We start from the raw sequence: 22,090 nt of genomic DNA on the forward strand, positions 1-22,090 counted from the left end.
CGCTGGCGTCTGCTTGCAAGCGAAGTTATGTATACACCGGAGACAATGTCGTGGCACCACCACATGCGCGAATTTGTGCGTTTATCGGATGTAAACGCCGATAATCGGATTGACCGCGCCATCTGGCCGGCTCTACCGTGGTGGCTAGTTTCGCAACCCAGGCATGCTGCCATGGCCGAAGTCGTTTCCCTGAGAGAGGCGGTGTCCCACCTGGTCGTCGACGGCGACAGCGTGGCGATGGAGGGCTTCACCCACCTGATTCCGCATGCGGCCGGACACGAGGTGATTCGCCAGCACAAGCGCAACCTGCGCCTGGTGCGCATGACCCCGGACCTGATCTACGACCAGCTGATCGGCGCCGGCTGCGCGACGGCACTGCGGTTCTCGTGGGGTGGCAATCCGGGGGTGGGGTCGCTGCACCGCCTGCGCGATGCGGTCGAACATGCCTGGCCGCAGCCGTTGCAGCTGCGCGAGCACAGCCACGCCGACATGGCCAACGCCTATGTCGCCGGCGCCTCGGGGCTGCCGTTTGCGGTGTTGCGCGGCTATGTCGGCTCGGACCTGCCGCGCGTCAACGACAGCATCAAGTTCCTGCAATGCCCGTACACCGGGGAGACGCTGGCCGCCACGCCGGCCGTCAACCCCGATGTCACCGTGATCCACGCGCAACAGGCCGACCGTCGCGGCAATGTGCTGCTGTGGGGCATCCTGGGCGTGCAGAAGGAAGCCGCGCTGGCCGCGCGCAAGGTGATCGTGACGGTGGAAGAGATCGTTGACACGCTCGACGCACCGCCCAATGCCTGCATCCTGCCGCGCTGGGTGGTCGATGCGGTCTGCCACGTGCCTGGCGGCGCCGCACCGTCGTACGCGCACGGCTACTACGCGCGCGACAACCGCTTCTATCTGCGCTGGGATGCGATTGCACGCGAGCGTGCGCGGTTCCAGCAGTGGATCCAGACGCATGTCCTCGATACGCAGGATTTCGCCGACTTCCGGCGCGTGTACGCGCACGCGCAGCAGCAGGTGGCCGCATGAGCGAGGTCAGCACCAACGAGATGATGACCGTGGCCGCGGCGCGGCGCCTGCCTGACGGGGCGGTATGTTTCGTCGGTATCGGCCTGCCGTCCACCGCCGCCAATCTGGCCCGGCTGACGCATGCGCCCGATGTCACCCTGATTTACGAATCCGGCCCGATCGGCGCCCGACCGGACGTACTGCCGCTGTCGATCGGCGACGGCGAACTGGCCGAGACCGCCGACACCGTGGTCTCCACGCCGGAAATCTTTCGCTACTGGCTGCAGGGCGGCCGCGTGGATGTGGGGTTTCTGGGCGCGGCGCAGATCGATCGCCATGCCAATCTCAACACCACCGTGATCGGCGACTACGCGGCGCCGAAGACGCGCCTGCCCGGGGCCGGCGGCGCGCCGGAAATCGCGGCCAGCGCCAAGCAGGTCTTCATCATCATGCGCCAGTCCAAACGCAGCTTCGTGCCGGTGCTGGATTTCATCACCACCGTCGGGCATCTGGAGGGCGGCGATGCGCGCGCGCGCGCCGGCCTGCCCGGCGCCGGTCCCACGGTGGTGGTCACCGACCTGTGCGTGATGGAGCCCGATCCGGTGACCCGCGAACTCACGGTGACCGCGCTGCACCCGGGCATCACCCGCGAGCAGGTGAGTGCGGCCACCGGTTGGCCGATCCGCTTTGCCGACACGCTTGCCCAGACCCCTGTGCCCACCGCGACCGAGCTGCAGGCACTGCGCGCGCTGCAGGCACGCACCGATGCCGCGCACGGCACCCAGTCCGCCGGGGCAGAGGCATGAGCGAGGTCTATCTGATCGATGGCATCCGCACGCCGATCGGCCGGTACGGTGGCGCGCTGTCCAGCGTGCGCGCCGACGACCTGGGCGCGGTGCCGCTGGCCGCATTGCTGGCACGGCATCCCTCGCTGGACCCGGGCGCCATCGACGATGTCTACCTGGGCTGCGCCAACCAGGCCGGCGAAGACAACCGCAATGTCGCGCGCATGAGCCTGCTGCTGGCCGGCTTGCCCAGCTCGGTGCCGGGCAGCACGCTCAATCGGCTGTGCGGGTCCGGGCTGGATGCGGTCGGCACCGTGGCGCGCGGCATCCGCGCCGGAGAACTGGGGCTGGCAATCGCCGGTGGTGTGGAATCGATGTCGCGTGCGCCGTGGGTCGTGGGCAAGGCCGAGAGCGCCTTCGCCCGCACCCAGCAACTGGAAGACACCACCATGGGCTGGCGCTTCATCAATCCGCGCCTGCAGGCCGCCTACGGCACCGAGTTGATGGGCGAAACCGCCGAAAACGTCGCGCAGCGCCAAGCTGTCTCGCGCGAAGATCAGGATGCGTTCGCCCTGCGCAGCCAGCAACGCGTGGCAGCGGCGCAGGCGGCCGGCTTCTTCGATGGCGAACTCACCTCGGTGCCGGTGGCCGCGTGCAAGGGTAGCGACGCCGGTACCGTGGAATACGACGAGGCGCCGCGGCCGACTACCACCGCCGAGATGCTGGACAAGCTCAAGCCGGTCTTCCGCCAGCCCGGCACCGTCACTGCCGGCAATGCGTCCGGCGTCAACGACGGCGCTGCCGCGTTGCTGCTGGCCTCGGCGCAGGCGGTCCAGGCGCATGGCCTGACGCCGCGTGCGCGGGTGCTCGGTTTTGCTGCAGCAGGTGTCGAACCGGCCTACATGGGCATCGGCCCGGTGCCTGCCACGCAGCGCCTGCTGGCCCGGTTGAACCTGCGCATCGAGCAGTTCGACGCGATCGAACTCAACGAAGCGTTCGCCGCCCAGGCACTGGCCTGCATGCGCCAGCTCGGGCTGGCCGATGACGCTGCGCACGTCAACGCCAATGGTGGTGCGATCGCGCTGGGTCATCCGCTGGGCATGAGCGGCGCGCGGCTGGCGCTGACCTTGTTGCGCCAGCTCGAAGCCGGCAACGGCAGGTTCGGGCTGGCTAGCATGTGTATTGGCGTCGGGCAGGGCGTGGCGCTGGCGATCGAACGCCTGTGAGCCTGGTCATTGCAACCGATCGGGCACCACCTGCACACCCATTGGCTTGAACGTGCCGCAGTGCGGCCAGGGAGATCTCACCATGCGCGATACCTCCGTCGATACGCCAGCTGTTGATCCGTTGCTCGGCTACCGCCGCAGCCAACCCGGTACGCAGCCGCCGTATCTGCATCTGCCTTACGCGTCCACGGCCCTGCGCGGACCGCGACGCGCGCCGATCCAGATCCCGGTGACCTTGTCGGAAGTGACTGGCCCACGCCTGGACCGGCTGACCCTCGGCGCACATGCAGCCGATCTCACCGCAGGCTTCAGCGGCGAGCCGCTGGGCGAGCGCATCATCGTGTCCGGCCGCGTGCTGGACGAAAACGGCAAGCCGGTGCGCAACAGCCTGGTGGAAGTCTGGCAATGCAATGCCGCCGGCCGTTACCAGCACGAAGGCGATCGCCATGAAGCGCCGCTGGACCCCAACTTCCGCGGCACCGGTCAGGTCCTCACCGACGATCACGGGCGCTACGCGTTCAAGACTGTCAAGCCTGGCGCGTACCCGTGGCGCAACCACTACAACGCCTGGCGGCCGGCGCACATCCATTTCTCATTGCATGGCGATGGTATCGGCCAGCGCCTGATCACGCAGATGTATTTCCCCGGCGACCCGCTGCTGGCGCACGACCCCATCTACAACTGCGTCGACGACGCGCTGGCACGCGAGCGCATGGTGTCCAGCCTCGATTGGGAAAACGCGGTCAGCGAATACGCGCTGGCCTACCGCTTCGACATCGTGCTGCGCGGTCGCAAGCAAACGGTCTGGGAGTGAGTCGATGAGCCTGAATGCCACCCCGTCGCAAACCGTTGGGCCGTATTACCGGCTCGGCCTGGAACCGCTGTATCGCGATCGCCTGGCGCCGCCGCAGGCTGCCGGCACGCCGGTGCAGATCAGCGGCTGTGTCTATGACGGCGCCGGTGCGCCGGTGTCCGACGCCGTGCTGGAGCTGTGGCAGGCCGATGCGGCCGGCATCTACGCGCATGTCGCCGACGCGCGCCACCAGGCGCACGACGCTACCTTCGATGGCTGGGGCCGGGTGCCCACCGATGCGCAGGGGCGGTTCTCCTTCGCCACGGTCAAGCCGGGCGCCGTGGCCGGCCCGGATGGCCGGCCCCAGGCCGCGCATCTGACCGTGCTGGTGCTGATGCGCGGGCTGCTGCGCGCCGCATCGGCGCGGCTGTACTTTGCCGACGACCCGCACCTGGGCAGCGACACCATCCTGGCGCTGGTACCGGCCGAACGCCGCGGGACTCTGCTGGCCCAGCCCCGCGGCGACGGCGCCTACGCCTGGGACGTGCACATGCAGGGCGATGCGGAAACGGTGTTCTTCCAGTATTGATCCACCGGTGGCATGTCTGCACGCACCGTGCAGATGAGGCGGTGTGCCGCGCGCTTGCGGAAACATGCGGCGATGGCACGCCGCCGCAGCACAACGCCGACAGGCTGGGTAGGCGCATGCAGGCGCGGGTGCGGCGTGCCGGGCGCACCCAATGGACACCCGGCCATCGGCATTGCGTCGCCAGGCAGGCGCGTTGGACGCATTGCCCGATCGTCTAGTTGGCACCCCCGTACTTCGGTGCCATGCTGCCGGCACGCCAAGAGATGCAATGCATGAGTGCGACGTCCTCGCTGTTGGGATCCTTGTTTGGCGACGCCGCGTGCGACGCACTGTTCGATGATGCGGCGCGCGTACAGGCCATGCTGCACTTCGAAGCGGCGCTTGCCGGTGCGCAGGCGCAGTGCGGCGTGATTCCCGCCGACGCGGCGCATGCCATCGCTGCTGCCTGCGATGTGCAGCGCTACGATCTGGCCGTGTTGGCGCAGGCCACCGCATTGGCCGGCAACCCCGCCATTCCGCTGGTCAAGGCGCTGACCGCGCGGGTGGGCGCACACGATGCCGCCGCCGCGCGCTGGGTGCATTGGGGCGCCACCAGCCAGGACGTGATCGATACCGGTACGGTGCTGCAGCTGCGCGCGGCGCTGGAGCTGTTGTTGCCGCGCCTGCAGCAGCTGTGCGGCGAGCTGGCCGAACTGGCCGCCCGCGAGCGCGCTACCGGGCTGCCTGGGCGCACCTTGCTGCAACAGGCCGTGCCGGTGACCTTCGGGCTCAAGGCGGCCGGCTGGCTGGATGCGCTGCAGCGTGCTCATCGACGCCTGCATGCGCTGCGCGCCGACGCGCTGGTGCTGCAGTTCGGCGGCGCGGCCGGCACGCTGGCCTCGCTGCAGGCACGCGGGCTCGATGTGGCCCAGGCGCTGGCCACCACGCTGGCGCTGCCGTTGCCGGCGGTGCCCTGGCACACCGCGCGCGATCGTATCGTCGAGGTTGGCTGCGCGTTCGGTCTGCTGGCCGGCACGCTGGGCAAGATCGGTGGCGACGTGGTGCTGCTGATGCAATCGGAGGTCGGCGAGGCGTTCGAACCCTCGGCCGCCGGCAAGGGGGGCTCGTCGGCGATGCCGCACAAGCGCAACCCGGTCTCCAGCGTGGCGGCGGTCGCGGCGGCCACGCGCGTACCGGGTCTGGTCGCCACGTTGTTCAGCGCGATGCTGCAGCCGCACGAGCGCGCCGCCGGCCAGTGGCATGCCGAATGGGACACGCTGCCGCAGATCGTGCGGCTCACCGCCGGCAGCCTGGCGCAGATGCAGGCCTGCCTGGCCGGGTTGGACCTGGACCGCACGCGCATGCGCACGCACCTGGACAGCCACGGCGGCGTGCTCTACGCCGAAGCGGCGGTATTCGCGCTGGCCGCGCAGCTCGGCAAGCCGCAGGCGCACGCACTGGTCGAACAGGCGGTGGTGCTGGCCCAGGCCCAGCAGCGGCATCTGCGCGAGGTACTGGGCGATGATCCGCAGGTGAGTGCGGTGCTCACGCACGCGCAACTGCAGGCGGTGTTCGATAGCGACAGCTGGCGTGGCCTGTCCTCGGTCTGGATCGACCGCGTGCTGGCCGGCTCCCCTTCCCGTTGACGGTGCTTCGATGGCCTATCTCCAACTGCCCACCCATCGCCTGCACTATCGCCTGGACGGCACCGAAGGCCGGCCCTGGCTGACCTTCTGCAATTCGCTCGGCACCGACCTGCACATGTGGGACGTGCAGATCGCCGCGTTCGCCCCGCACTTCCGCATCCTGCGTTACGACCGCCGTGGCCACGGCTATTCGGAAACGCCGCCGGGTCCCTACAGCGTCGCCGACCTGGGCCAGGATGTGCTGGCACTGTGGGATGGCCTGCAGATCGAGCGCAGCGACTTCTGCGGGCTGTCGATCGGTGGGCTGACCGGGCAGTGGCTGGGCCTGCACGCGCCACAGCGGCTGCGGCGGCTGGTGGTGTGCGCCACCGCGCAGAAGATCGGCAGCACCGATACTTGGGAAACGCGCATTGACAAGGTACGCAGCGAGGGCCTGCCGGTGCTGATCGACGCCACCTTGCAGCGCTGGTTCACGCCGGCATTCGCCATCAGCCACGCGCAGCGGCTGGACATGATTGCCGCCGCGTTCGTCTCCACCTCGCCCGCCGGCTACATCGCCTGTTGTCAGGCAGTGGCCGAGGCGGATTTCCGTGGTGCGCTGGATGGGCTGGCCCTGCCGCTATTGGCGCTGGCCGGCGACGACGACCCGGTGTGCCCGCCGCCGAATCTGCGCGAGATCGCCTACGCCGCACCCGATGGCCATTACGCGCAGGTGCCCGGCCGGCATCTGTGCAACCTGGAGTCGCCGGCCGCGTTCAATGACGCGGTGCTGGGCTTTCTGCAGGCCGATTGATTCAACCCTACCGAAGGACACCCCATGCACGAAGACGAGCGTTACCAGGCAGGCATGCGCGAACGCCGGCGCGTCCTGGGCGATGCGCATGTCGATCGCGCGCTGGCCGCCCGGACCGAGCTGACTGCCGAGTTTCAGGACCTGATCACCCGCTATGCCTGGGGCACGATCTGGACCCGCGATGGCTTGCCTGCGCACACCCGCTCGTTGATCACCCTGTCGATGATGATCGCGCTCGGCCACGACGAAGAGTTCAAGCTGCACGTGCGTGCAGCGCGCAACAATGGCGTGACCGCCGAGCAGATCAAGGAACTGCTGCTGCAGGCCGCGATCTACTGCGGCGTGCCCGCGGCCAACCATGCCTTTGCGCTGGCCAGGCCGATCCTGGAAGAACAGGCCGCCGCGGGCTGATGCGCGGCAGTCGCCACGCGCCTGCCATGCTCTGCATTCCATCGCGCCCACCACGAGGCACCGCATGATGCGACGACTTGCCTGTCTGCTGCTGCTCCTGCTCCCACTGGCCGCCAGCCAGTGCACAGCCGCAGCCCGGGCCAGGCACTGCGCTGGCGCAGGTGCGCGCCGACGATGGCCAGCACCTGGCGGTGTGGTCGCGCATCCCGGCGCAGTCGCGCGGTGTGGCCGTGCTGGTGCACGGCCGCACCTGTCATGTGGCGCAGGTGGAAGACGCCCATGCCGCCTGGGTGGATGCAGTGGTGAGCTTTCTGCGCCGGCCGCGCTAGGCGCCCGGCCTTCGGATGGCGGCCGCAAGCCAGAGGCGCGTTGCATCGGTGACGCACGGTCGCTCTGGGTACGTCCATGGTGCGCGGGGGCTAACTCAACAAGGCGCCCAGGCGTTGCGCGGCTTGCTTCAGCGGGTCCAGCAGCTGCGTCTGCATGGCCTGCAGGCTCACGCGGCCGGCCTGGGCGCCGATGTTGAGCGCGGCGATGACCTCGCCGCGCAGGTTGCGCACCGGTACCGCGATCGAGCGCAGGCCGATCTCCAGTTCCTGGTCGGTCAGGCACATGCCTTCGCGCCGGGTGCGCGCCAGCACCTCCAGCAGCGCCGATGCCTGGGTCACCGTGCGGTCGGTGCGCGGGCGCAGCGTGGTGCGCTCCAGGTACGCCTGCAAGGTGTCGGCGGGCAGGGCCGCCAGCAATACCCGCCCCATCGAGGTGCAATAGGCCGGCAGCCGGGTGCCCGGCCGGAGCCCGATCGACATGATCCGCACCGTCTCGGCGCGCGCCACGTACAGCAGGTCGTCACCGTCCAGCACGCCCAGCGAGCAGGATTCGTGCAGCTGATCACGCAAGCCGTCCAGCACCGGCTGCGCCGCCGCGGTCATCGACGACGAGGCCGCATAGGCGCCGCCGATGCCCAGCACCCGCGGCAACAGCACGTAGCCGCGTCCCTGCTCGCCCACGTAGCCCAGCTTGGCCAACGTGTGCAGCACGCGCCGCACCGCCGCGCGCGAAATGCCGGTTTCCAGGCTGATCTGCGACATCGTCACCTCGCGGGCGTGCTGGGCGAACACACTCAACACCACCAGCCCGCGCCCCAGCGAGGTCATGAAGTCCGGATCTCCTTGCGCGGCGGCAATCTGCTGCATCAATTCGTGCGGCAGGCCGCGCTCGCCACCGGCCGCGGCGACGGCAGCAGGACGTTTGCGACGGCGGGTGGTGGGCTCGGGCATCGGATTGCGTGCTGGACGGGTCCGGCCATGGTAAGCGCTTGCGCCAGTGCACGCCGCCGGTCGCCCTGTGTGCGCCGGCATGTAAACGCTTCACCGTAGGTTGCCGCATAATCGCTGCTGACTTGTTTCGGATCGGTCCCCTTCGTCCATGAAAACCCCCACGGGCCTGCAGCCGCTGATCGACGACGGTGTCATCGACGAAGTGTTGCGGCCACTGAAGAGCGGCAAGGAAGCGTCCGTCTACGTGGTCAGCGCCGGCGAGGACATCCTGTGCGCCAAGGTCTACAAGGACATGGCGCAGCGCAGCTTCCAGGCACGCGTGCAGTACCAGGAGGGGCGCAAGGTCCGCGGCAGTCGCCAGGCGCGGGCGATGGGCAAGGCCACCAAGTTCGGCCGCCGCGAGGCCGAAACTGCCTGGAAGAACACCGAAGCCGACGCGCTCTACCAGCTGGTGGATGCCGGCGTGCACGTACCCAGGCCGCGCGGCTATTTCCACGGCGTGTTGTTGATGGATCTGGTCACCGACGAAGCCGGGCACAGCGCACCGCGCCTGGGCGAAGTGGAACTGGAACCGGATCAGGCGCGCGCCTTCCATACCAGTCTGATCGGCGACGTGGTCAAGATGCTGTCGCTGGGCCTGGTGCATGGCGATCTGTCCGAATACAACGTGCTGGTGTCGCCGGACGGCCCGGTGGTGATCGACTTCCCGCAGGTGGTCAGCGCCACAGGCAACAATGCCGCGCGCGAGATGTTGTTGCGCGACGTGCACAACCTGCGCGACTGCCTGGGCCGCTTCGCCCCGGAGCTGCTTCAGACCCATTACGGCGAAGAGATGTGGGCATTGTTCGAGAAGGGCGAGCTGCGTCCGGACAGCGCGCTTACCGGCCGCTTCAAGTTCGACACGCGGCGTGCGGATGTGCGCGCCATCCGTGCCTCGATCGAGGACGCGCGACAGGAAAACCTCATCCGCCAGCAGGGCCGCGAAGCCGCTGCCGAAGACGACTGAGCCGGGTGGCCAGGTGGCCGGGCTTGTATCACCGCCACCCCGAGAATCCCATGCACGACTATCCGCTTGTCATCTCCTCGCTCAGCCGCTCGATCACGCAGAACGAGCACCCCGTTCGCCTGGAGATCTATCGTGGTCCCGATACCGATTGGACGCTGGAGGTTGTTGATGAATTCAACAACTCCACGGTGTGGGAGGACCTGTTCGCAACCGATCAAGCCGCCTTCGATGAGGCGCTGCGCACCATTCGGGGTGAAGGCATCCAACCCCTTGTCGGTCAGCCTGGTCACGCCCGGTCATGGGGCGGCCGCCTGAGATTCATTCACGTCGAACCGCTTCGCCGGTCAGCCTGATTCACGCGGCGAACCGCGGTTGCCGCGCCGGCTTGTGGCACATGGACGTGGCGATCTGCCGGCGTTACGCGTGCATTGGAGCGCGGCAGGCTGATTTCGTGGCTGAGAGCGTACTGCCGATTCTGTCACCGACGGTATGTCTGCGCGTTCAGTGCGTGCACGTCGGGATCGCTCAAAATTTGTCTCACACCTCACACCTTGCCTAGGGCGCAGGGCGCGTTCGCGTGCAGGCTTGCGATGCGATGCAGCAATCCACGGTCATCCGGACAGGCCAGGTCGGGGTACGCGGTCACCCAGCCGGTGATGTCGGCGGCTGCTCCTGCGGGCCCGTGCAGCTGTTTACTGAAAATAATGGTTATTTCTACTAACAATCTGGCAAGCGCTGATCGTGCTGATCGAGTTGGCTATCCTGCACGACGAAGGGCTGCGCTACGCCGAACGTCTGCGCGCGGCCGGCGTGGATGTCAGCGTGCAGACCTCCCCCGGCATGATCCACGGCTTCACCCAGATGGGCCGTGCCATCCAGGCGGCGGAAACCACCGCGAGCTGTGCGTGCAGGTGCTGCGGCAACGGTTGCTGCCGCTGTAATTCGGCACACTGCCTGCCGTATCGGACGCATGCGCGTACGTGCCGCGCATGCGTGTGGCCAGGGCCGGGTGCGCCTCGCGGCCAGAGTGCGGCGCAGCCGAGGCAGCCATCTCGCAGGTCGCTGCACGCAGTTGCATCAGCGCTCACGCGTCAGAAATTGAAACGGAAGGTTGTCATCAGCACGTGGTTCTCACGGTCCACCGCACGCGTGTTGACGAACTGATTCAAGTATCCAACGTCCATATTGGCGATGGCATTGAATTTCCAGTTGATGCCGACGAACACGCGATTCTGATCGAGACCGCGTCGCGCGCCCCATTGGGTCTGGTCCAGATTGACGAACACTTCGTTGAACGCCACCCACGACAGCTGCGGACTCAAGCCGCTCGGGCGCACCGCGCGGATCATCTGCCGTAGGCGGTAACCTTCATCGCTGAAGTCTTCGCGGTGACGCTGCTCCAGGCGGGTGCGGCTGGTGATGGTGATGTCGGCGATGGGATCGAACTGGTATTGGAACTGTCCCCACCAGCGATTTTCGCGGTTGGACGGCTGGCCGGCCGGATGGCTGATGATGGTGTCGTACCCCATCCAGACGCTGGCCTTGGGGTTGAGCCGGTAGAACACCGCCGGGCGCAGGATCAATTGATCGAACTGCTCACCTTCTTCGCGCCAGCGTGGATGCACATCCATGCTCCAGTACAGGTTTTCAACCGGCAATTTGCCCTGCGCGTAGACACTCAACCAATAGCGGCCATCCTCTTCGGTCGCGGCGCGTGCGGTGGAGATGGACCCCAGTGCCAAGAATAAAACGGGGCAGGCGATGCGACGCGTTGTGCCCAATAACGTGCTCAGTGCGTTCATTTATTTTTTTTGTGTCGTCGTTGGCAAATCATAGCAACAGGATTTGCGCTTGCTTGGACCGATTGGTCGACGCATCGTGCTGGTTGTTGCCGATCTCTTCGTTAATCGCGACAGGCCATCGCTTCAGTGCGCTAGGTGGCACAGTGCGCAGTATGTCAGGTCCGACAGATGCGGGTTTGCGTGTGCCTTTCGCCGGGGCCGGTGCTCTCGTCGACCGTCAGATACCAATCGCGACGGTGGACGTAGACAAACCATGCGTCGTAGTCGCTGTCCGGCGAGGAAAATCCCCAGCCGCGGCTTCCCGATTCGCAGGCCAGCAGGATGCGCACGTCATGCGCTGCTCGATGTCGCGCAGGGCCGACCGCACGGCCTGGCGCTTGTCCGCTGCGATGGGATGGATGTCCATGCTGTGGCTGTCCTTGCGTATCACATGCCCAATCACAACCAGCCCGCGCAAAGGCGTCCTGGTGCGCAGCGGCGGCTACGCCACCTGGCTGCGGCGCGCGCGCTCCAGATGCACCAGCAGCAGCGAGATCGCCGCCGGGGTCATGCCAGGAATGCGCTGGGCCTGGCCGATGTGTTGCGGGCGCACGCGTTCGAGCTTCTGCTGCACTTCGATCGACAGCCCACGCACGCCGGCATAGTCGAAACCGTCCGGTATCGGTGTGTTCTCCTGGCGCTGCTGGCGGGCGATATCGTCGCGCTGGCGATCCAGGTAGCCCGCGTACTTGACGCTGATTTCCACCTGTTCGGCCACCTGCGTATCGTCCACGCCCGGGCCCAGGGTCGGCACGCGCATCAAGGTGGCGTAGCTGAGCTCGGGGCGCTTGATCAGGTCCAGCACATTGGTTTCGCGGCTGAGCGTCACGCCCAGGGTCTGGGTCACCTCGCGTCCCAGCGCATTGCCCGGCGTGGCCCATAGCGCGGACAGGCGCGCGCTTTCGCGCTGCACGGCCTCCTGCTTGGCCGAAAAGCGCGCCCAGCGCGCGTCATCGACCAGGCCCATGCGGCGGCCAACGCCGGTCAGGCGCGCATCGGCATTGTCTTCGCGCAGCTGCAGCCGGTACTCGGCGCGGCTGGTGAACATGCGATACGGCTCGGTGGTGCCATGGGTGATCAGATCGTCGACCAGCACGCCCAGGTAGGCCTCGTCGCGGCGCGGCGACCACGCCGGCAGCCCCTGCACATGGCGTGCGGCATTGAGGCCTGCCAGCAGGCCTTGTGCGGCGGCTTCCTCGTAACCGGTGGTGCCGTTGATCTGGCCGGCGAAGAACAGCCCGCCCACCGCCTTGGTTTCCAGCGAGGCCTTGAGCCCGCGCGGGTCGAAGAAGTCGTACTCGATGGCATAGCCGGGGCGGGTGATGTGCGCCTGTGCAAAACCATGGATCGAGTGCACCAGCGCCAGCTGCACATCGAATGGCAGCGAGGTGGAAATGCCGTTGGGATAGATCTCGGCCACTTCCAGGCCTTCGGGCTCGACGAAGATCTGGTGGCTGCTCTTCTCGGCAAAGCGCACCACCTTGTCTTCGATCGACGGGCAGTAGCGCGGGCCGATGCCTTCGATCTGCCCGGAATACAGCGGCGAGCGATGCAGCGCACTGCGGATGATGTCGTGGGTCTGCTCGGTGGTCTGGGTGATCCAGCAGCTGACCTGGCGCGGATGGTCGCCGACCTGGCCCATGAACGACATCACCGGCAGCGGGTCGTCGCCCGGCTGTTCGACCATCACGCCATAGTCCAGCGAGCGCCCATCGATGCGCGGCGGGGTGCCGGTCTTGAGCCGGTCGATCACGAATGGGCGTTCGCGCAGGCGCGCGGCCAGGGTGGTGGCCGGCGGGTCGCCCATGCGCCCGGCCGCGTACTGGGTTTCGCCGACATGGATCTTGCCGGCCAGGAAGGTGCCTGCAGTGAGCACCACCGCCGCAGCCCCGAAGCGCAGCCCGGTCTGGGTGATGACCCCGCGCACGCTGTCGGCCTCGCTTGCGCCGTTGTGGATGACCAGATCATCCACCGCCGCCTGGAACACGGTCAGGTTGGGCTGCGCCTCGACGATGCGACGGATTGCGCTGCGATAGAGGTTGCGGTCGGCCTGGCAGCGGGTGGCGCGCACTGCCGGGCCTTTGGACGCATTGAGCGTGCGCCACTGGATTCCGGCCAGATCCGCCGCGTGCGCCATCGCGCCGCCCAGCGCATCGATCTCCTTGACCAGATGGCCCTTGCCGATCCCGCCGATGGCCGGATTGCAGCTCATCGCGCCCACGGTCTCGATGTTGTGGGTCAACAGCAGGGCACGCGCACCGGCGCGCGCGGACGCCAGCGCCGCCTCGGTGCCGGCGTGGCCGCCACCGATGACGATGACATCGAAGCGATAGAAGGAGTCGGACATGGACGTGGACTGGGAACGGAAAGAGGAAAACGGCCGGGGAAGTATCGGCTGAAGGGCCGATGCGGTCACTAAAACGCTGGAAACGTGATTTTCATCACATTAAAGAACATTGGGGCTCAAGTTGGCATGTTTCGTGCGGATATCCCTACTGCACCCGACGTGGCAGTGCGACATGGGCGCAAAGGCTGGAATTGGAACAGGGGCCAGCCGCGCGTGCGTCGGGGTAGCGTAAGGGTCGGTAGTCGGGGGACTGCCGACCCTTAATTTTTTTGGCTCACTGACGTCCGGGTCGCAAGCCTTTCACTGTCTGTCGGCGCTGCGTCGCCCAGGCGGGCCACGCCAGAAAACATAAAGCCCCGGCATGCCGGGGCTTTATGCATTGCAGGCGCCGATATCCGACAGGGCCGGAACAGGGGGGATCCAGATTTCCCTGTCGGACATCGACATAAGTCGGTCAGTGGGGCTGGCTGGGTCAGGAGATGACGCAGCGGGTCACACAGAGCACCTAGCTTGCGACCAAGTGCCGGCTGAACGCAAGCCCCCAATGTCGCCAAGTGTGGGGCGTGTCGCAGTCAGCTTGTCACGGAATTTGCTGACGAGGGTTGCGCGGCGCGGTCTGCCGCTGGATTTCGCGAATCACCCGCGGCGGGGCGCCGATCCTGGCCGGCGGCCTGGCCGGTGCAGCGCCGTTGGCGGGCGGCCGGCTCGGCTGCTGCGGACGTGGTCCACCTGGTCGGGGACCGTTATTGAACGACCCGTTGGGACGAGGCGGCCGATACTGCGGGCGACGGTCGTACTGCCGGTAGTAATAGCCACCGCCGCCACGGTAGACCGGATAGACCGGGTAGTTATACAGCCCGATCGCACCGGCGCCATAAGGTGCGCCGTAATAGAACGGCGAGTAGCCGGGCGGATAGCGATACTGCACGGCGGGGGCGCCCCGGTAATAGCCGCCTGACCCGGCGCCGGTGTAGTCGTACGTTGCGCAGCCACCCAGGGCAAGTAGCCCGGCGGCAAAGATCAGACGGAATGTCATGGATGGTGCCCTCCTGCAACCATGATCTCACTTTCGAACCGCTGCATTGAATCGGTCCTTAACTGCGCGGCAATGGACTGCTTCTCCATCGATCCAGCATGCGCAGGTGGACTGCCTGCTGGCCGTGAAGAGCGGGACGATACGTTAATCTTGGGACATGATCGAAACGGCCCCTGTTGCCCATGCTGATGTCCTGCAAGCCGCCGCGCGCATCGCGCCGCATTGCGCGCCGACACCGTTGCTGATCTCCCACACCCTGGATGCGCTCTGCGGTGCGCAGCTGTTCTTCAAGGCCGAACACCTGCAGCGCAGTGGCGCCTTCAAGTTCCGTGGCGCCTGCAATGCCGTGTGGTCGCTGCCGGAGCACCTGGCTGCGCGTGGCGTGGTCACCCATTCTTCCGGCAACCATGGCGCCGCGCTGGCGTTGGCGGCGCGCACCCGGGGCATCGGCTGCCATGTGGTGGTGCCCGAGGGCGCGGTGGCCGCCAAGCTGGCCAATATCTCCCGTCACGGCGCCACCTTGTGGCGGTGTGCGCCGACCATCGCCGCGCGCGAGCAGATGTGCGCGCAGGTGCAGCAGACCAGCGGCGCAACGCTGGTCCACCCCTACACCGATCCGGCGGTGATCGCCGGGCAGGGCACCGCCACGCTGGAGCTGCTGCATCAAAGCGGTGGGCTGGACGTGCTGGTGGCGCCGGTCGGTGGCGGTGGGCTTGCGGCCGGGGCGGCGCTGGCGCTGCAGTCCACTCCGGGCTGCGCACTGGTGCTGGCCGAGCCGGCCGGGGCGGCCGACACCGCGCGTTCGCTGGCGGCCGGGCAGCACCTGGTCGATTTCGTTCCCGACACGATCTGCGACGGCTTGCGCGGCACCTTGGGTGCAGCGAATTTCGCGCTGCTGCAGGCCGCGGGCGCACAGGTGATCACGCTGGACGATGCGGCGGTGCTGCAGGCGATGCGGCTGCTCTGGCAGGTGCTCAAGCAGCTGGTGGAGCCGTCTTCGGCGATCGCGCTGGCGGCGGTGATGGCCGACCCTGCGCGCTTTGCCGGACGCAGGGTTGGGCTGATCCTGTCCGGCGGCAATGTCGATCTGGATGCCTTGCCATGGGTCGCCGCGTGAGCAGGCGGTCGCGTGGGCTCGGCCTGTGGGGCTGGGGTTGGCGACTGGGCATGCTGGCGCTGATCTGGCTGGTGGCGGTGGCCGGCTGGATCGTCTGGGTCGGCGACCGTGATCAGGCCGCGCCGGCCGACGTGATCATCGTGCTGGGCGCGGCCGCCTACGATGCACGTCCTTCGCCGGTGTTCGAAGAACGCATCCGGCACGCGCTGGATCTGTATGCGCAAGGCTACGCGCCGCACCTGCTGTTCACCGGCGGCTTCGGCAATGGCGCCCGCTTTTCCGAATCGCAGGTGGCGCGGCGCTATGCACTGCGCCATGGCGTGCCGCCTGAGGCGATCATGATCGAGACCCGGTCGCGGACCACCCGCCAGAATCTGGAACAGGCGCGCGCGCTGATGGAGCGCCACGGCCTGTACCGGGCCATCATCGTCAGCGACCCGCTGCACATGGCGCGCGCGCTGCGGCTGAGCCAGGAGCTGGGTGTGGATGCATTGTCCTCGTCCACGCCCAGTACGCGCTTTCGCAGCTTCCACACCAGCTGGCGCTTTCTGCTGCAGGAGGTCTATTACTTCCACCGCGATCTGGTGGTGCAAGGCCCCTGAGCGGCGCGGCGCGCTGCGCTCACGGTAACCCTATCGGCGATGGCGTTCGACCGCCGCACCAGCGTTGTCTTTGATGATGTGGTTTAGCGTCGCAGCAGATCTCGGTGCAAGACAGCGCTGGCGGTGGTTGTTCCCGGTCCGGTGCCTCCGACGGCGCACCGAACCGCGATGCAGTCGCTGGCGGCGTCTTCGCACGCATGCAAAAGCCGCTCTATGATGCGGCTTTCCCAGCGGCAGGTTCGAGCATGAGCGAGAGCACCCGGCAACGCGCCATCGGCCTGGTTCAGGCCTATTACGAGGCCTTCAATCGCGGCGATTGGGACGGCATGCTGGCGTTCCTGGCCGACGATGTGGCCCACGACCTCAATCAGGGGCCGCGCGAGATCGGCCGCGCGGAGTTCGCGGCCTTTTTGCAGCGCATGAACGACAGCTACCGCGAGCAGTTGCACGACATCGTGGTGACCGCCAACCAAGACGGCACGCGTGTCGGCGCCGAATACGTGGTGCACGGGGTCTATCACACCACCGACGAAGGCCTGCCGGACGCGAACGGACAGACCTACGTGTTGCCCGGTGGCGCATTCTTCGACATACACGCCGGCAAGATCACCCGCGTCACCAACTACTACAACCTGCAGGAATGGATCGCGCAGGTCTCGCGCTGAGCACCCACTCGCGCTGCGTGGGAGCGCGCCTGGGCGCGATGAGGCGTTATCGGTAAAGCCTCATCGCGCCCGGGTGCGCTCCTACACGGTTGGTCCGGCATTACAGCAACACGATCCCGACCACCACCAGGATGAAGATGCTCCACTTGAGCATCTGGTACAGCGGGTTGTTGCGTTCCTTTAGCGCCTTGGCCTTCAGGCGCGCGGCGTAGAAGTAGCGAAACACGCGGTTGATGCCGCCGGTCTTGTCGCCTTCCTGGTTGGGCGAGGCGCCAGCCGACAGCAGGCTGCGTCCGACGAAGCGGTTCACCGCCCCGGCCCAGCGCCAGCGCATCGGGCGCTCGATATCGCAGAACAGGATGATGCGGTCCTGGCCGGTATCGTTGCGCGCGTAGTGAATATAGGTCTCGTCGAACATGGTCCATTCGCCGTCGCGCCAGCTATGCCGCTGGCCGTCCACGTCGATGAAGCAGCGGTCGTCGTTGGGCGTGGCCAGGCCCAGGTGCAGGCGCATGGAACCGGCAAACGGGTCGCGGTGCGGGCGCAGTTCGCTGCCCGGCGGCAGCTCGGCAAACATGGCCGCCTTCACCGTGGGAATGGATTTCAACAGCGCGGTGGTCTGTGGGCACAGTTCGGCCGCCGACGGGTGCGCGGTGCCGTACCACTTCAGATAGAAGCGCTTCCAGCCGCGACGGAAGAACGAGTTGAAGCCGATATCGGTGTAGCCGTCGGCAGCGCGGATCTTCTGCATCTGCTGCAGCGCCACCGCCTCGTCGCGGATCACCGGCCAGTTCGCGCGCAGCGGCGCCAGTTCCGGAAATTCCCGGCCCGGGTCGATGAATGGCGTGGTCGGCACCCGCGAGCACAGGTACATCAGCGTGTTGATCGGCGCCATGAAGGTGGAATGGTCCAGCAGCTGCCGGCTGAGCCGGTGCCGCACGCGACCGCGATAATGGATGTACAGCGCCGATGCGATGAACAGCGCGATGAGAAGCCACTTCAGCATGGGGGAGGCCGATTGGAAGGGGGCGGGGGGCCGCATACGTTGAAGTGGCCGCCAAGACCTGCGCACTGTCGCGACGTGTCGGCGGCCACCCTCGAACATGGTGAGCCGCAAGGGGGAGGTGCGGCGTTAACTTCAGAATTCTAGCAAGTGTGGCCGCCGAGCCTGACAGGCAAGCATTGGCACGCACGCAATACTCTGTGTCTCACCGGCGGCGGGGCGAGCGGCGATCTGGACCACCGCTCACTCGCTGCGACGGCGGATTGGGATGGAAGCGACCGGGACGCTGGCGATGTCCTGGCCGCGCTCGCGGATGGGGGCGCCCGCGGCCGGGGCCCAGGCCTGCGCATAGATCACTTCCCAGGAACTGGGCAGGGTGCCGTCCGGCCGGCGCAGCGGTTCGTAGGCGGCGCTGGCGGCGGCGAAGCGGCCGCGTCCGGTGAGGGTGGCGCGGCGGTTGCTGAGCGCGTTGGTCGCGCCCATCGCACGCAGCTCGCGCATCAACGCCGGCAGGTCGTTGTAGGTGAGGGTGAACAGGTCGCGGTCCAGCACCGGGTCGCGAAAGCCGGACATCATCAAGGCATCGCCAAATTGGGCGATCGGCGGGAACCGGCTGACGTGCGGGGCGGTGTCGGCCTGGGCGAAAGCCTCGCGCAACTCGATCAGGGTGTCCGGGCCGAAGGTGGAGCACAGCAGCAGCCCGCCCGGGCGCAGCGCACGACGGAACCCGGCGAATACCGCCGGCAGGTCTTCCACCCACTGCAGGCACAGATTGCTGAAGATCACATCCACGCTGCCATCGGCCACCGGCAGCGCGCAGGCGTCGGCGCAGACCTGTGCGAACGGCTTCCACCAGCCGGCCGCCTTGCGCGCCTGGCGCAGCATCGGCATGGCCTGGTCGAGCGCGATCACCTGGGCCTTCGGCCAGCGCTTCTTGATGCTGCTGCTGGCATGGCCAGGGCCGGCACCGACATCCAGCACCACCTTGGGCACCTGGTCGCCCAGGTGATCCAGCGATTCGAGCAGGCGGGTCTCCACTTCGCGCTGCAGCGCGGCGGCGGCGGCATAACTGCTGGCGGCGCGTGCGAAGGCGCGGCGGACGTGGCGGGGGTCGAAAGTGCTGTTCATTGCGGCGCTATTGTCGCCTGTGGCCGGTGTGGAGGGAATCGATGCGGGGGTTTGGTTTTGCGTTTGCCTGGAGATCTGACTGTGGCCATTGGTCATCGGTCGTTGGAGCAGGCATAGCCTGGAGACTGGCCACATACTGCGACGCGCCGGATTGCGTGGAGTGCGTTCGATCGATCACTGCATCGCGCGCGATATGGCGTACCGCGCGCAGATGCGCTGGGTTGCATCGATGCCTCTGCGCGTCTGCGCCGCGCTCGTGCCTGCCAAGGCGATCTTGTGACCACTTTCGTGCCCAGCCGATCGGAGGATGGGCGGCAGTTGCAGTGCGCACGCTGGCACGGGTCGCGGCGCATGTCGCCCCACGCCACATCGTCCTGACAGGCATGGCCTACAGCTGGTGGTCCGCCATGTCGTGCAGCGCTGACCTGTGTGGGAAGGTTGTGTGACGCGGTGTCAGCCGACCTTCTGCCTTGCGCCGGCCACTGGCGAGGCGCGCGCTAGAACGTGCCCGGATAACTGCCGCCATCGATCAGCAGGTTCTGCCCGGTGATGTAGCCGGCCTGCGCGCTGCACAGGAACGCGCAGGCGGCGCCGAATTCATCCGGCTCGCCGAAGCGCCGGGCTGGAATGCCGGCGCGCTTGCGTTCGGCGATCTCGTCGGCCGTCGTGCCCTGTTGTTGCGCGATGGCGGCGAAATTGCCATGCAGCCGGTCGGTGAGGAACTGCCCGGGCAGCAGGTTGTTGAGGGTGACGTTGTCGGCCACCGTGCTGCGCGCCACGCCCGCCACGAAACCGGTGAGGCCGGCGCGTGCGCCGTTGGACAGGCCAAGGATGTCGATGGGCGCCTTCACCGCACTGGAGGTGATGTTGACGATGCGGCCGAAACGGCGCGCGCGCATGGCATCGACGGTGGCGCGGATCAGCTCGATCGGCGCCAGCATGTTGGCATCCAGCGCGCGCAGCCAGTCCTCGCGCTCCCACTGGCGGAAATCCCCCGGCGGCGGGCCACCGGCGTTGTTGATCAGGATGTCCACTTGCGGGCAGGCGGCGAGCGCGGCGCTGCGGCCTTGCGCGGTGGCGATGTCGGCGGCCACGCTGCGTACCTCGCCGGTGCCGGAGAGCGCGCGCAACGCTGCGGCCGCCTGTTCCAGCGCCGCGCGGCCACGCGCGACGATCACCACGTTGACGCCTTCGCTGGCCAGCGCGCGTGCGCAGCCCAGCCCCAAGCCCTTGCTGGCAGCGCAGACCAGTGCCCAGCGCCCGGCGATTCCCAAATCCATGCAATGCATCCTCGATCAGCGAAACCGCATGATCGGCGATCTGCTCAGGGCACGGACGCAACGAAGCGTTGCAGCGCCTCGGCGACCTGGTCGGCATGGCCCAGGAACGGTGCGTGACCGCCGCCGGCGATGGTCAGCGTCTGTGCTTGCGGCGCGCGTGCGGCGGCGGCCTGCATGCCGGCCGCCGGCACCAGCCGGTCGCGCTGGCCGCCGATCCACAGGCTGGGGCGCGTCAGCTGCGGCAGCGTACGGCGCAGGTCGGTGCGCTCCAGCAGCTGCAGACCTTGTTGCAAGGCCTCGGCAGCAGGCTCGCCGCGCGCGGTGAGCGTCTCGCGCAGGCTGCGCAACTCGGCGCGCGCATGCGCCGAGCCCAGCGTATCCAGTGCCAGGAACCGTTCCAGCGTGCCGCGATAATCGCGCGCCAGATCCTGGCCGAACTGCACGAACACCTCGCGGTCGACCGCCTCCGGCCAGTCGCTGCCGCGCACGAAGCGGGGCGTGGCGGCGATCATCGCCAGCGCGCGTACCTGCGGCAGGGTGGCGGCCGCCTGCAGCGCGAACAGGCCACCCAGTGACCAGCCCAGCCACACCGCCGGTGGCGTGGCGGCGGCGATCCCGGCCACCACGTCGGGCAGCGCCAGCGGCGTGGGGTCCTGGCGGCTGAAGCCATGCCCGGGCAGGTCCACCAGGTGCAATTGGACGTGCGCCGACAGCCGCTCCACCAGCGGTGCGAACACCCCGCCGTGCAGCGCCCACCCGTGCAGGAGAACCAGTGCCGGCCCTTGGCCGATGACATCGATATGCATGCGCGCATTGTCGCCGATCGGCGGGCACCGCATGGTGCCCGGTGTGGTGTGCTCAGGTCAGTGTCTGTCGATCGCGCGTAGCGCCTCGATCTTGGGTGCAAGGACTGCCCACTGCGCGCGTGCGTAGCCACGCCGGCACCAGCGGTCGGGCCATCGCCAGCGCCGCGCGCGCCGCGCGGTGATCGTTGCAGCCAGCCAGTCGGAATCGAACGCATCCCACACGCCCGCCACGCTGCGCAGATTGCCGATCACCGCCGGATGCACCTCATGCAACAGCATCGTGCGCAACTGCGGTAGCGTGAACGGCGAAGCGGCCAATGCCTGCGCGATGACGGTGTGTTCGTCCTCGCCGGCGCTGTCCAGGTACAGCAAGGACAGCGCTTCCCAAGCGCGGCGTTGTGCCGGCGTGGCGGTGATTGGATTGGGCGCGCGTGCGGTCACATCGGTCAACGCGCCGCTGCCGGATGCAGTGATGCGTCATGCATGCGCGTGACGCTACCCGCGTGGAAACAGCGATACGGCTCGCCCATTGGTTTGGTAGAAATACAGCGGTTTTGCGCATGCCGCCTGGGATGGCGATGCGAACCATGCAGCGCGCTGCTCATGCAGGCATGCACGGCGCACCGGAGCCGGCACCCGGGCGTACGGCCAGCGGCTGTTGTCGTCCATCCGCAGGCATGCTCCATCGGCCATTCGGGCAGCGCCTCCCGCAAGCCGCAGGCAGGGTCCGGCACATGGCGGCC

Annotated in this window: 23 protein-coding genes and 2 pseudogenes; 15 read left to right on the forward strand and 10 right to left on the reverse strand. The window is 67.6% G+C overall.

Annotated features, from left to right (window positions below; genetic code table 11):
- Positions 1 to 171 precede the first annotated feature (171 nt).
- The 9 genes and pseudogenes from XCSCFBP4642_RS0103180 to XCSCFBP4642_RS30675 all read left to right on the forward strand — a co-directional run.
- On the forward strand, positions 172 to 1,035 hold the full coding sequence (locus XCSCFBP4642_RS0103180; protein ID WP_029218511.1) for a CoA transferase subunit A: 864 nt from the start codon (positions 172 to 174) through the stop codon (positions 1,033 to 1,035).
- The gene (locus XCSCFBP4642_RS0103185) at positions 1,032 to 1,820 is read left to right on the forward strand and encodes a CoA-transferase subunit beta (protein WP_029218512.1); all 789 of its coding nucleotides are present in this window, start codon (positions 1,032 to 1,034) and stop codon (positions 1,818 to 1,820) included. The genes XCSCFBP4642_RS0103180 and XCSCFBP4642_RS0103185 overlap by 4 nt, the downstream gene beginning before the upstream one ends.
- Positions 1,817 to 3,025: a 3-oxoadipyl-CoA thiolase gene (gene pcaF / locus XCSCFBP4642_RS0103190; protein ID WP_029218513.1), complete on the forward strand. Its 1,209-nt coding sequence runs from the start codon at positions 1,817 to 1,819 to the stop codon at positions 3,023 to 3,025. The genes XCSCFBP4642_RS0103185 and pcaF overlap by 4 nt, the downstream gene beginning before the upstream one ends.
- A gap of 82 nt (positions 3,026 to 3,107) precedes the next feature.
- Complete coding sequence (gene pcaH, locus XCSCFBP4642_RS0103195) at positions 3,108 to 3,839, forward strand: protocatechuate 3,4-dioxygenase subunit beta (RefSeq protein ID WP_029218514.1); 732 nt, start codon at positions 3,108 to 3,110, stop codon at positions 3,837 to 3,839.
- Between the two features lie 4 nt (positions 3,840 to 3,843).
- A complete protein-coding gene (pcaG, locus tag XCSCFBP4642_RS0103200; protein ID WP_029218515.1) occupies positions 3,844 to 4,407 on the forward strand; it encodes a protocatechuate 3,4-dioxygenase subunit alpha in 564 nt (187 codons plus the stop codon).
- Between the two features lie 272 nt (positions 4,408 to 4,679).
- A complete protein-coding gene (locus XCSCFBP4642_RS0103205; RefSeq protein ID WP_033898868.1) occupies positions 4,680 to 6,032 on the forward strand; it encodes a 3-carboxy-cis,cis-muconate cycloisomerase in 1,353 nt (450 codons plus the stop codon).
- Between the two features lie 10 nt (positions 6,033 to 6,042).
- On the forward strand, positions 6,043 to 6,825 hold the full coding sequence (gene pcaD / locus XCSCFBP4642_RS0103210; RefSeq protein WP_029218517.1) for a 3-oxoadipate enol-lactonase: 783 nt from the start codon (positions 6,043 to 6,045) through the stop codon (positions 6,823 to 6,825).
- 24 nt (positions 6,826 to 6,849) lie between these two features.
- Positions 6,850 to 7,236: a 4-carboxymuconolactone decarboxylase gene (gene pcaC / locus XCSCFBP4642_RS0103215; RefSeq protein WP_029218518.1), complete on the forward strand. Its 387-nt coding sequence runs from the start codon at positions 6,850 to 6,852 to the stop codon at positions 7,234 to 7,236.
- Positions 7,237 to 7,300: 64 nt separating this feature from the next.
- Positions 7,301 to 7,487, forward strand: a pseudogene (locus tag XCSCFBP4642_RS30675) (alpha/beta hydrolase); the annotation flags it as partial.
- Positions 7,488 to 7,655: 168 nt separating this feature from the next.
- Here the strand turns inward: XCSCFBP4642_RS30675 and XCSCFBP4642_RS0103225 are convergent.
- Positions 7,656 to 8,516, reverse strand: coding sequence for an IclR family transcriptional regulator domain-containing protein (locus XCSCFBP4642_RS0103225; protein ID WP_029218519.1), 861 nt, complete (start codon positions 8,514 to 8,516; stop codon positions 7,656 to 7,658).
- Positions 8,517 to 8,664: 148 nt separating this feature from the next.
- Here XCSCFBP4642_RS0103225 and XCSCFBP4642_RS0103230 point away from each other — a divergent pair, with 148 nt between their 5' ends.
- The 3 genes from XCSCFBP4642_RS0103230 to XCSCFBP4642_RS29855 all read left to right on the forward strand — a co-directional run bounded on the left by XCSCFBP4642_RS0103230 (position 8,665) and on the right by XCSCFBP4642_RS29855 (position 10,686).
- Complete coding sequence (locus XCSCFBP4642_RS0103230; RefSeq protein WP_029218520.1) at positions 8,665 to 9,522, forward strand: PA4780 family RIO1-like protein kinase; 858 nt, start codon at positions 8,665 to 8,667, stop codon at positions 9,520 to 9,522.
- 50 nt (positions 9,523 to 9,572) lie between these two features.
- Positions 9,573 to 9,875, forward strand: coding sequence for a hypothetical protein (locus XCSCFBP4642_RS23950; RefSeq protein ID WP_029218521.1), 303 nt, complete (start codon positions 9,573 to 9,575; stop codon positions 9,873 to 9,875).
- 388 nt (positions 9,876 to 10,263) lie between these two features.
- Positions 10,264 to 10,686 carry an alpha/beta hydrolase fold domain-containing protein gene (locus tag XCSCFBP4642_RS29855; protein WP_228325673.1) on the forward strand — a complete coding sequence of 141 codons (423 nt, stop codon included), beginning with the start codon at positions 10,264 to 10,266 and terminating at the stop codon, positions 10,684 to 10,686.
- Here XCSCFBP4642_RS29855 and XCSCFBP4642_RS0103245 read toward each other — a convergent pair.
- From XCSCFBP4642_RS0103245 to XCSCFBP4642_RS0103260, 4 genes and pseudogenes are all read right to left on the reverse strand, one after another.
- Positions 10,614 to 11,324 (reverse strand): DUF2490 domain-containing protein, encoded by a 711-nt coding sequence (locus tag XCSCFBP4642_RS0103245; protein WP_029218523.1) that lies wholly within the window; start codon positions 11,322 to 11,324, stop codon positions 10,614 to 10,616. The genes XCSCFBP4642_RS29855 and XCSCFBP4642_RS0103245 overlap by 73 nt on opposite strands.
- 188 nt (positions 11,325 to 11,512) lie before the next feature.
- Positions 11,513 to 11,730 (reverse strand): annotated as a pseudogene (locus XCSCFBP4642_RS26370) (DNA polymerase beta superfamily protein); the annotation flags it as partial.
- A 75-nt stretch (positions 11,731 to 11,805) separates the two neighbouring features.
- Complete coding sequence (gene mnmG, locus XCSCFBP4642_RS0103255) at positions 11,806 to 13,710, reverse strand: tRNA uridine-5-carboxymethylaminomethyl(34) synthesis enzyme MnmG (protein WP_029218525.1); 1,905 nt, start codon at positions 13,708 to 13,710, stop codon at positions 11,806 to 11,808.
- Between the two features lie 580 nt (positions 13,711 to 14,290).
- Entirely contained in the window at positions 14,291 to 14,746 is a 456-nt protein-coding gene (locus XCSCFBP4642_RS0103260; protein WP_029218526.1) for a hypothetical protein, read from the reverse strand.
- A gap of 157 nt (positions 14,747 to 14,903) precedes the next feature.
- Here XCSCFBP4642_RS0103260 and XCSCFBP4642_RS0103265 point away from each other — a divergent pair, with 157 nt between their 5' ends.
- From XCSCFBP4642_RS0103265 to XCSCFBP4642_RS0103275, 3 genes are all read left to right on the forward strand, one after another.
- Positions 14,904 to 15,863 carry a pyridoxal-phosphate dependent enzyme gene (locus XCSCFBP4642_RS0103265; RefSeq protein WP_029218527.1) on the forward strand — a complete coding sequence of 320 codons (960 nt, stop codon included), beginning with the start codon at positions 14,904 to 14,906 and terminating at the stop codon, positions 15,861 to 15,863.
- Positions 15,848 to 16,465, forward strand: a complete 618-nt coding sequence (locus tag XCSCFBP4642_RS0103270; RefSeq protein WP_029218528.1) for a YdcF family protein — start codon at positions 15,848 to 15,850, stop codon at positions 16,463 to 16,465. Before XCSCFBP4642_RS0103265 ends, XCSCFBP4642_RS0103270 begins: the two co-directional genes overlap by 16 nt.
- A gap of 245 nt (positions 16,466 to 16,710) precedes the next feature.
- Positions 16,711 to 17,130 (forward strand): nuclear transport factor 2 family protein, encoded by a 420-nt coding sequence (locus XCSCFBP4642_RS0103275; RefSeq protein WP_029218529.1) that lies wholly within the window; start codon positions 16,711 to 16,713, stop codon positions 17,128 to 17,130.
- Between the two features lie 100 nt (positions 17,131 to 17,230).
- On the opposite strand, the gene lpxO is transcribed toward XCSCFBP4642_RS0103275, so the two are convergent.
- The 5 genes from lpxO to XCSCFBP4642_RS0103305 form a co-directional block, all read right to left on the reverse strand.
- Complete coding sequence (gene lpxO, locus XCSCFBP4642_RS0103280; protein WP_029218530.1) at positions 17,231 to 18,136, reverse strand: lipid A hydroxylase LpxO; 906 nt, start codon at positions 18,134 to 18,136, stop codon at positions 17,231 to 17,233.
- 240 nt (positions 18,137 to 18,376) lie between these two features.
- Positions 18,377 to 19,261, reverse strand: a complete 885-nt coding sequence (gene bioC, locus XCSCFBP4642_RS0103285; protein ID WP_029218531.1) for a malonyl-ACP O-methyltransferase BioC — start codon at positions 19,259 to 19,261, stop codon at positions 18,377 to 18,379.
- 497 nt (positions 19,262 to 19,758) lie between these two features.
- Complete coding sequence (locus XCSCFBP4642_RS0103295; protein WP_029218532.1) at positions 19,759 to 20,541, reverse strand: SDR family oxidoreductase; 783 nt, start codon at positions 20,539 to 20,541, stop codon at positions 19,759 to 19,761.
- Positions 20,542 to 20,585: 44 nt separating this feature from the next.
- On the reverse strand, positions 20,586 to 21,347 hold the full coding sequence (gene bioH, locus XCSCFBP4642_RS0103300; RefSeq protein ID WP_029218533.1) for a pimeloyl-ACP methyl ester esterase BioH: 762 nt from the start codon (positions 21,345 to 21,347) through the stop codon (positions 20,586 to 20,588).
- Positions 21,348 to 21,404: 57 nt separating this feature from the next.
- Positions 21,405 to 21,788, reverse strand: coding sequence for a DUF7079 family protein (locus XCSCFBP4642_RS0103305; RefSeq protein WP_033898872.1), 384 nt, complete (start codon positions 21,786 to 21,788; stop codon positions 21,405 to 21,407).
- Positions 21,789 to 22,090: the final 302 nt, after the last annotated feature.

The sequence above is a fragment of the Xanthomonas cassavae CFBP 4642 genome, assembly GCF_000454545.1.
Taxonomy (GTDB): domain Bacteria; phylum Pseudomonadota; class Gammaproteobacteria; order Xanthomonadales; family Xanthomonadaceae; genus Xanthomonas; species Xanthomonas cassavae.

Bases quoted from the DNA above. Each gene is read 5' to 3' on its own strand.
- XCSCFBP4642_RS23950 (WP_029218521.1), top strand. From the start codon at position 9,573: ATGCACGACTATCCGCTTGTCATCTCCTCGCTCAGCCGCTCGATCACG.
- mnmG (WP_029218525.1), bottom strand. From the start codon at position 13,710: ATGTCCGACTCCTTCTATCGCTTCGATGTCATCGTCATCGGTGGCGGC.
- pcaD (WP_029218517.1), top strand. From the start codon at position 6,043: ATGGCCTATCTCCAACTGCCCACCCATCGCCTGCACTATCGCCTGGAC.
- bioC (WP_029218531.1), bottom strand. From the start codon at position 19,261: ATGAACAGCACTTTCGACCCCCGCCACGTCCGCCGCGCCTTCGCACGC.
- XCSCFBP4642_RS0103185 (WP_029218512.1), top strand. From the start codon at position 1,032: ATGAGCGAGGTCAGCACCAACGAGATGATGACCGTGGCCGCGGCGCGG.
- XCSCFBP4642_RS0103260 (WP_029218526.1), bottom strand. From the start codon at position 14,746: ATGACATTCCGTCTGATCTTTGCCGCCGGGCTACTTGCCCTGGGTGGC.
- XCSCFBP4642_RS0103295 (WP_029218532.1), bottom strand. From the start codon at position 20,541: ATGGATTTGGGAATCGCCGGGCGCTGGGCACTGGTCTGCGCTGCCAGC.
- XCSCFBP4642_RS0103180 (WP_029218511.1), top strand. From the start codon at position 172: ATGGCCGAAGTCGTTTCCCTGAGAGAGGCGGTGTCCCACCTGGTCGTC.
- lpxO (WP_029218530.1), bottom strand. From the start codon at position 18,136: ATGCTGAAGTGGCTTCTCATCGCGCTGTTCATCGCATCGGCGCTGTAC.
- pcaG (WP_029218515.1), top strand. From the start codon at position 3,844: ATGAGCCTGAATGCCACCCCGTCGCAAACCGTTGGGCCGTATTACCGG.
- bioH (WP_029218533.1), bottom strand. From the start codon at position 21,347: ATGCATATCGATGTCATCGGCCAAGGGCCGGCACTGGTTCTCCTGCAC.
- XCSCFBP4642_RS0103205 (WP_033898868.1), top strand. From the start codon at position 4,680: ATGAGTGCGACGTCCTCGCTGTTGGGATCCTTGTTTGGCGACGCCGCG.
- XCSCFBP4642_RS0103230 (WP_029218520.1), top strand. From the start codon at position 8,665: ATGAAAACCCCCACGGGCCTGCAGCCGCTGATCGACGACGGTGTCATC.
- XCSCFBP4642_RS0103225 (WP_029218519.1), bottom strand. From the start codon at position 8,516: ATGCCCGAGCCCACCACCCGCCGTCGCAAACGTCCTGCTGCCGTCGCC.
- XCSCFBP4642_RS0103275 (WP_029218529.1), top strand. From the start codon at position 16,711: ATGAGCGAGAGCACCCGGCAACGCGCCATCGGCCTGGTTCAGGCCTAT.
- pcaC (WP_029218518.1), top strand. From the start codon at position 6,850: ATGCACGAAGACGAGCGTTACCAGGCAGGCATGCGCGAACGCCGGCGC.
- XCSCFBP4642_RS0103245 (WP_029218523.1), bottom strand. From the start codon at position 11,324: ATGAACGCACTGAGCACGTTATTGGGCACAACGCGTCGCATCGCCTGC.
- XCSCFBP4642_RS0103265 (WP_029218527.1), top strand. From the start codon at position 14,904: ATGATCGAAACGGCCCCTGTTGCCCATGCTGATGTCCTGCAAGCCGCC.
- pcaF (WP_029218513.1), top strand. From the start codon at position 1,817: ATGAGCGAGGTCTATCTGATCGATGGCATCCGCACGCCGATCGGCCGG.
- XCSCFBP4642_RS0103270 (WP_029218528.1), top strand. From the start codon at position 15,848: ATGGGTCGCCGCGTGAGCAGGCGGTCGCGTGGGCTCGGCCTGTGGGGC.
- pcaH (WP_029218514.1), top strand. From the start codon at position 3,108: ATGCGCGATACCTCCGTCGATACGCCAGCTGTTGATCCGTTGCTCGGC.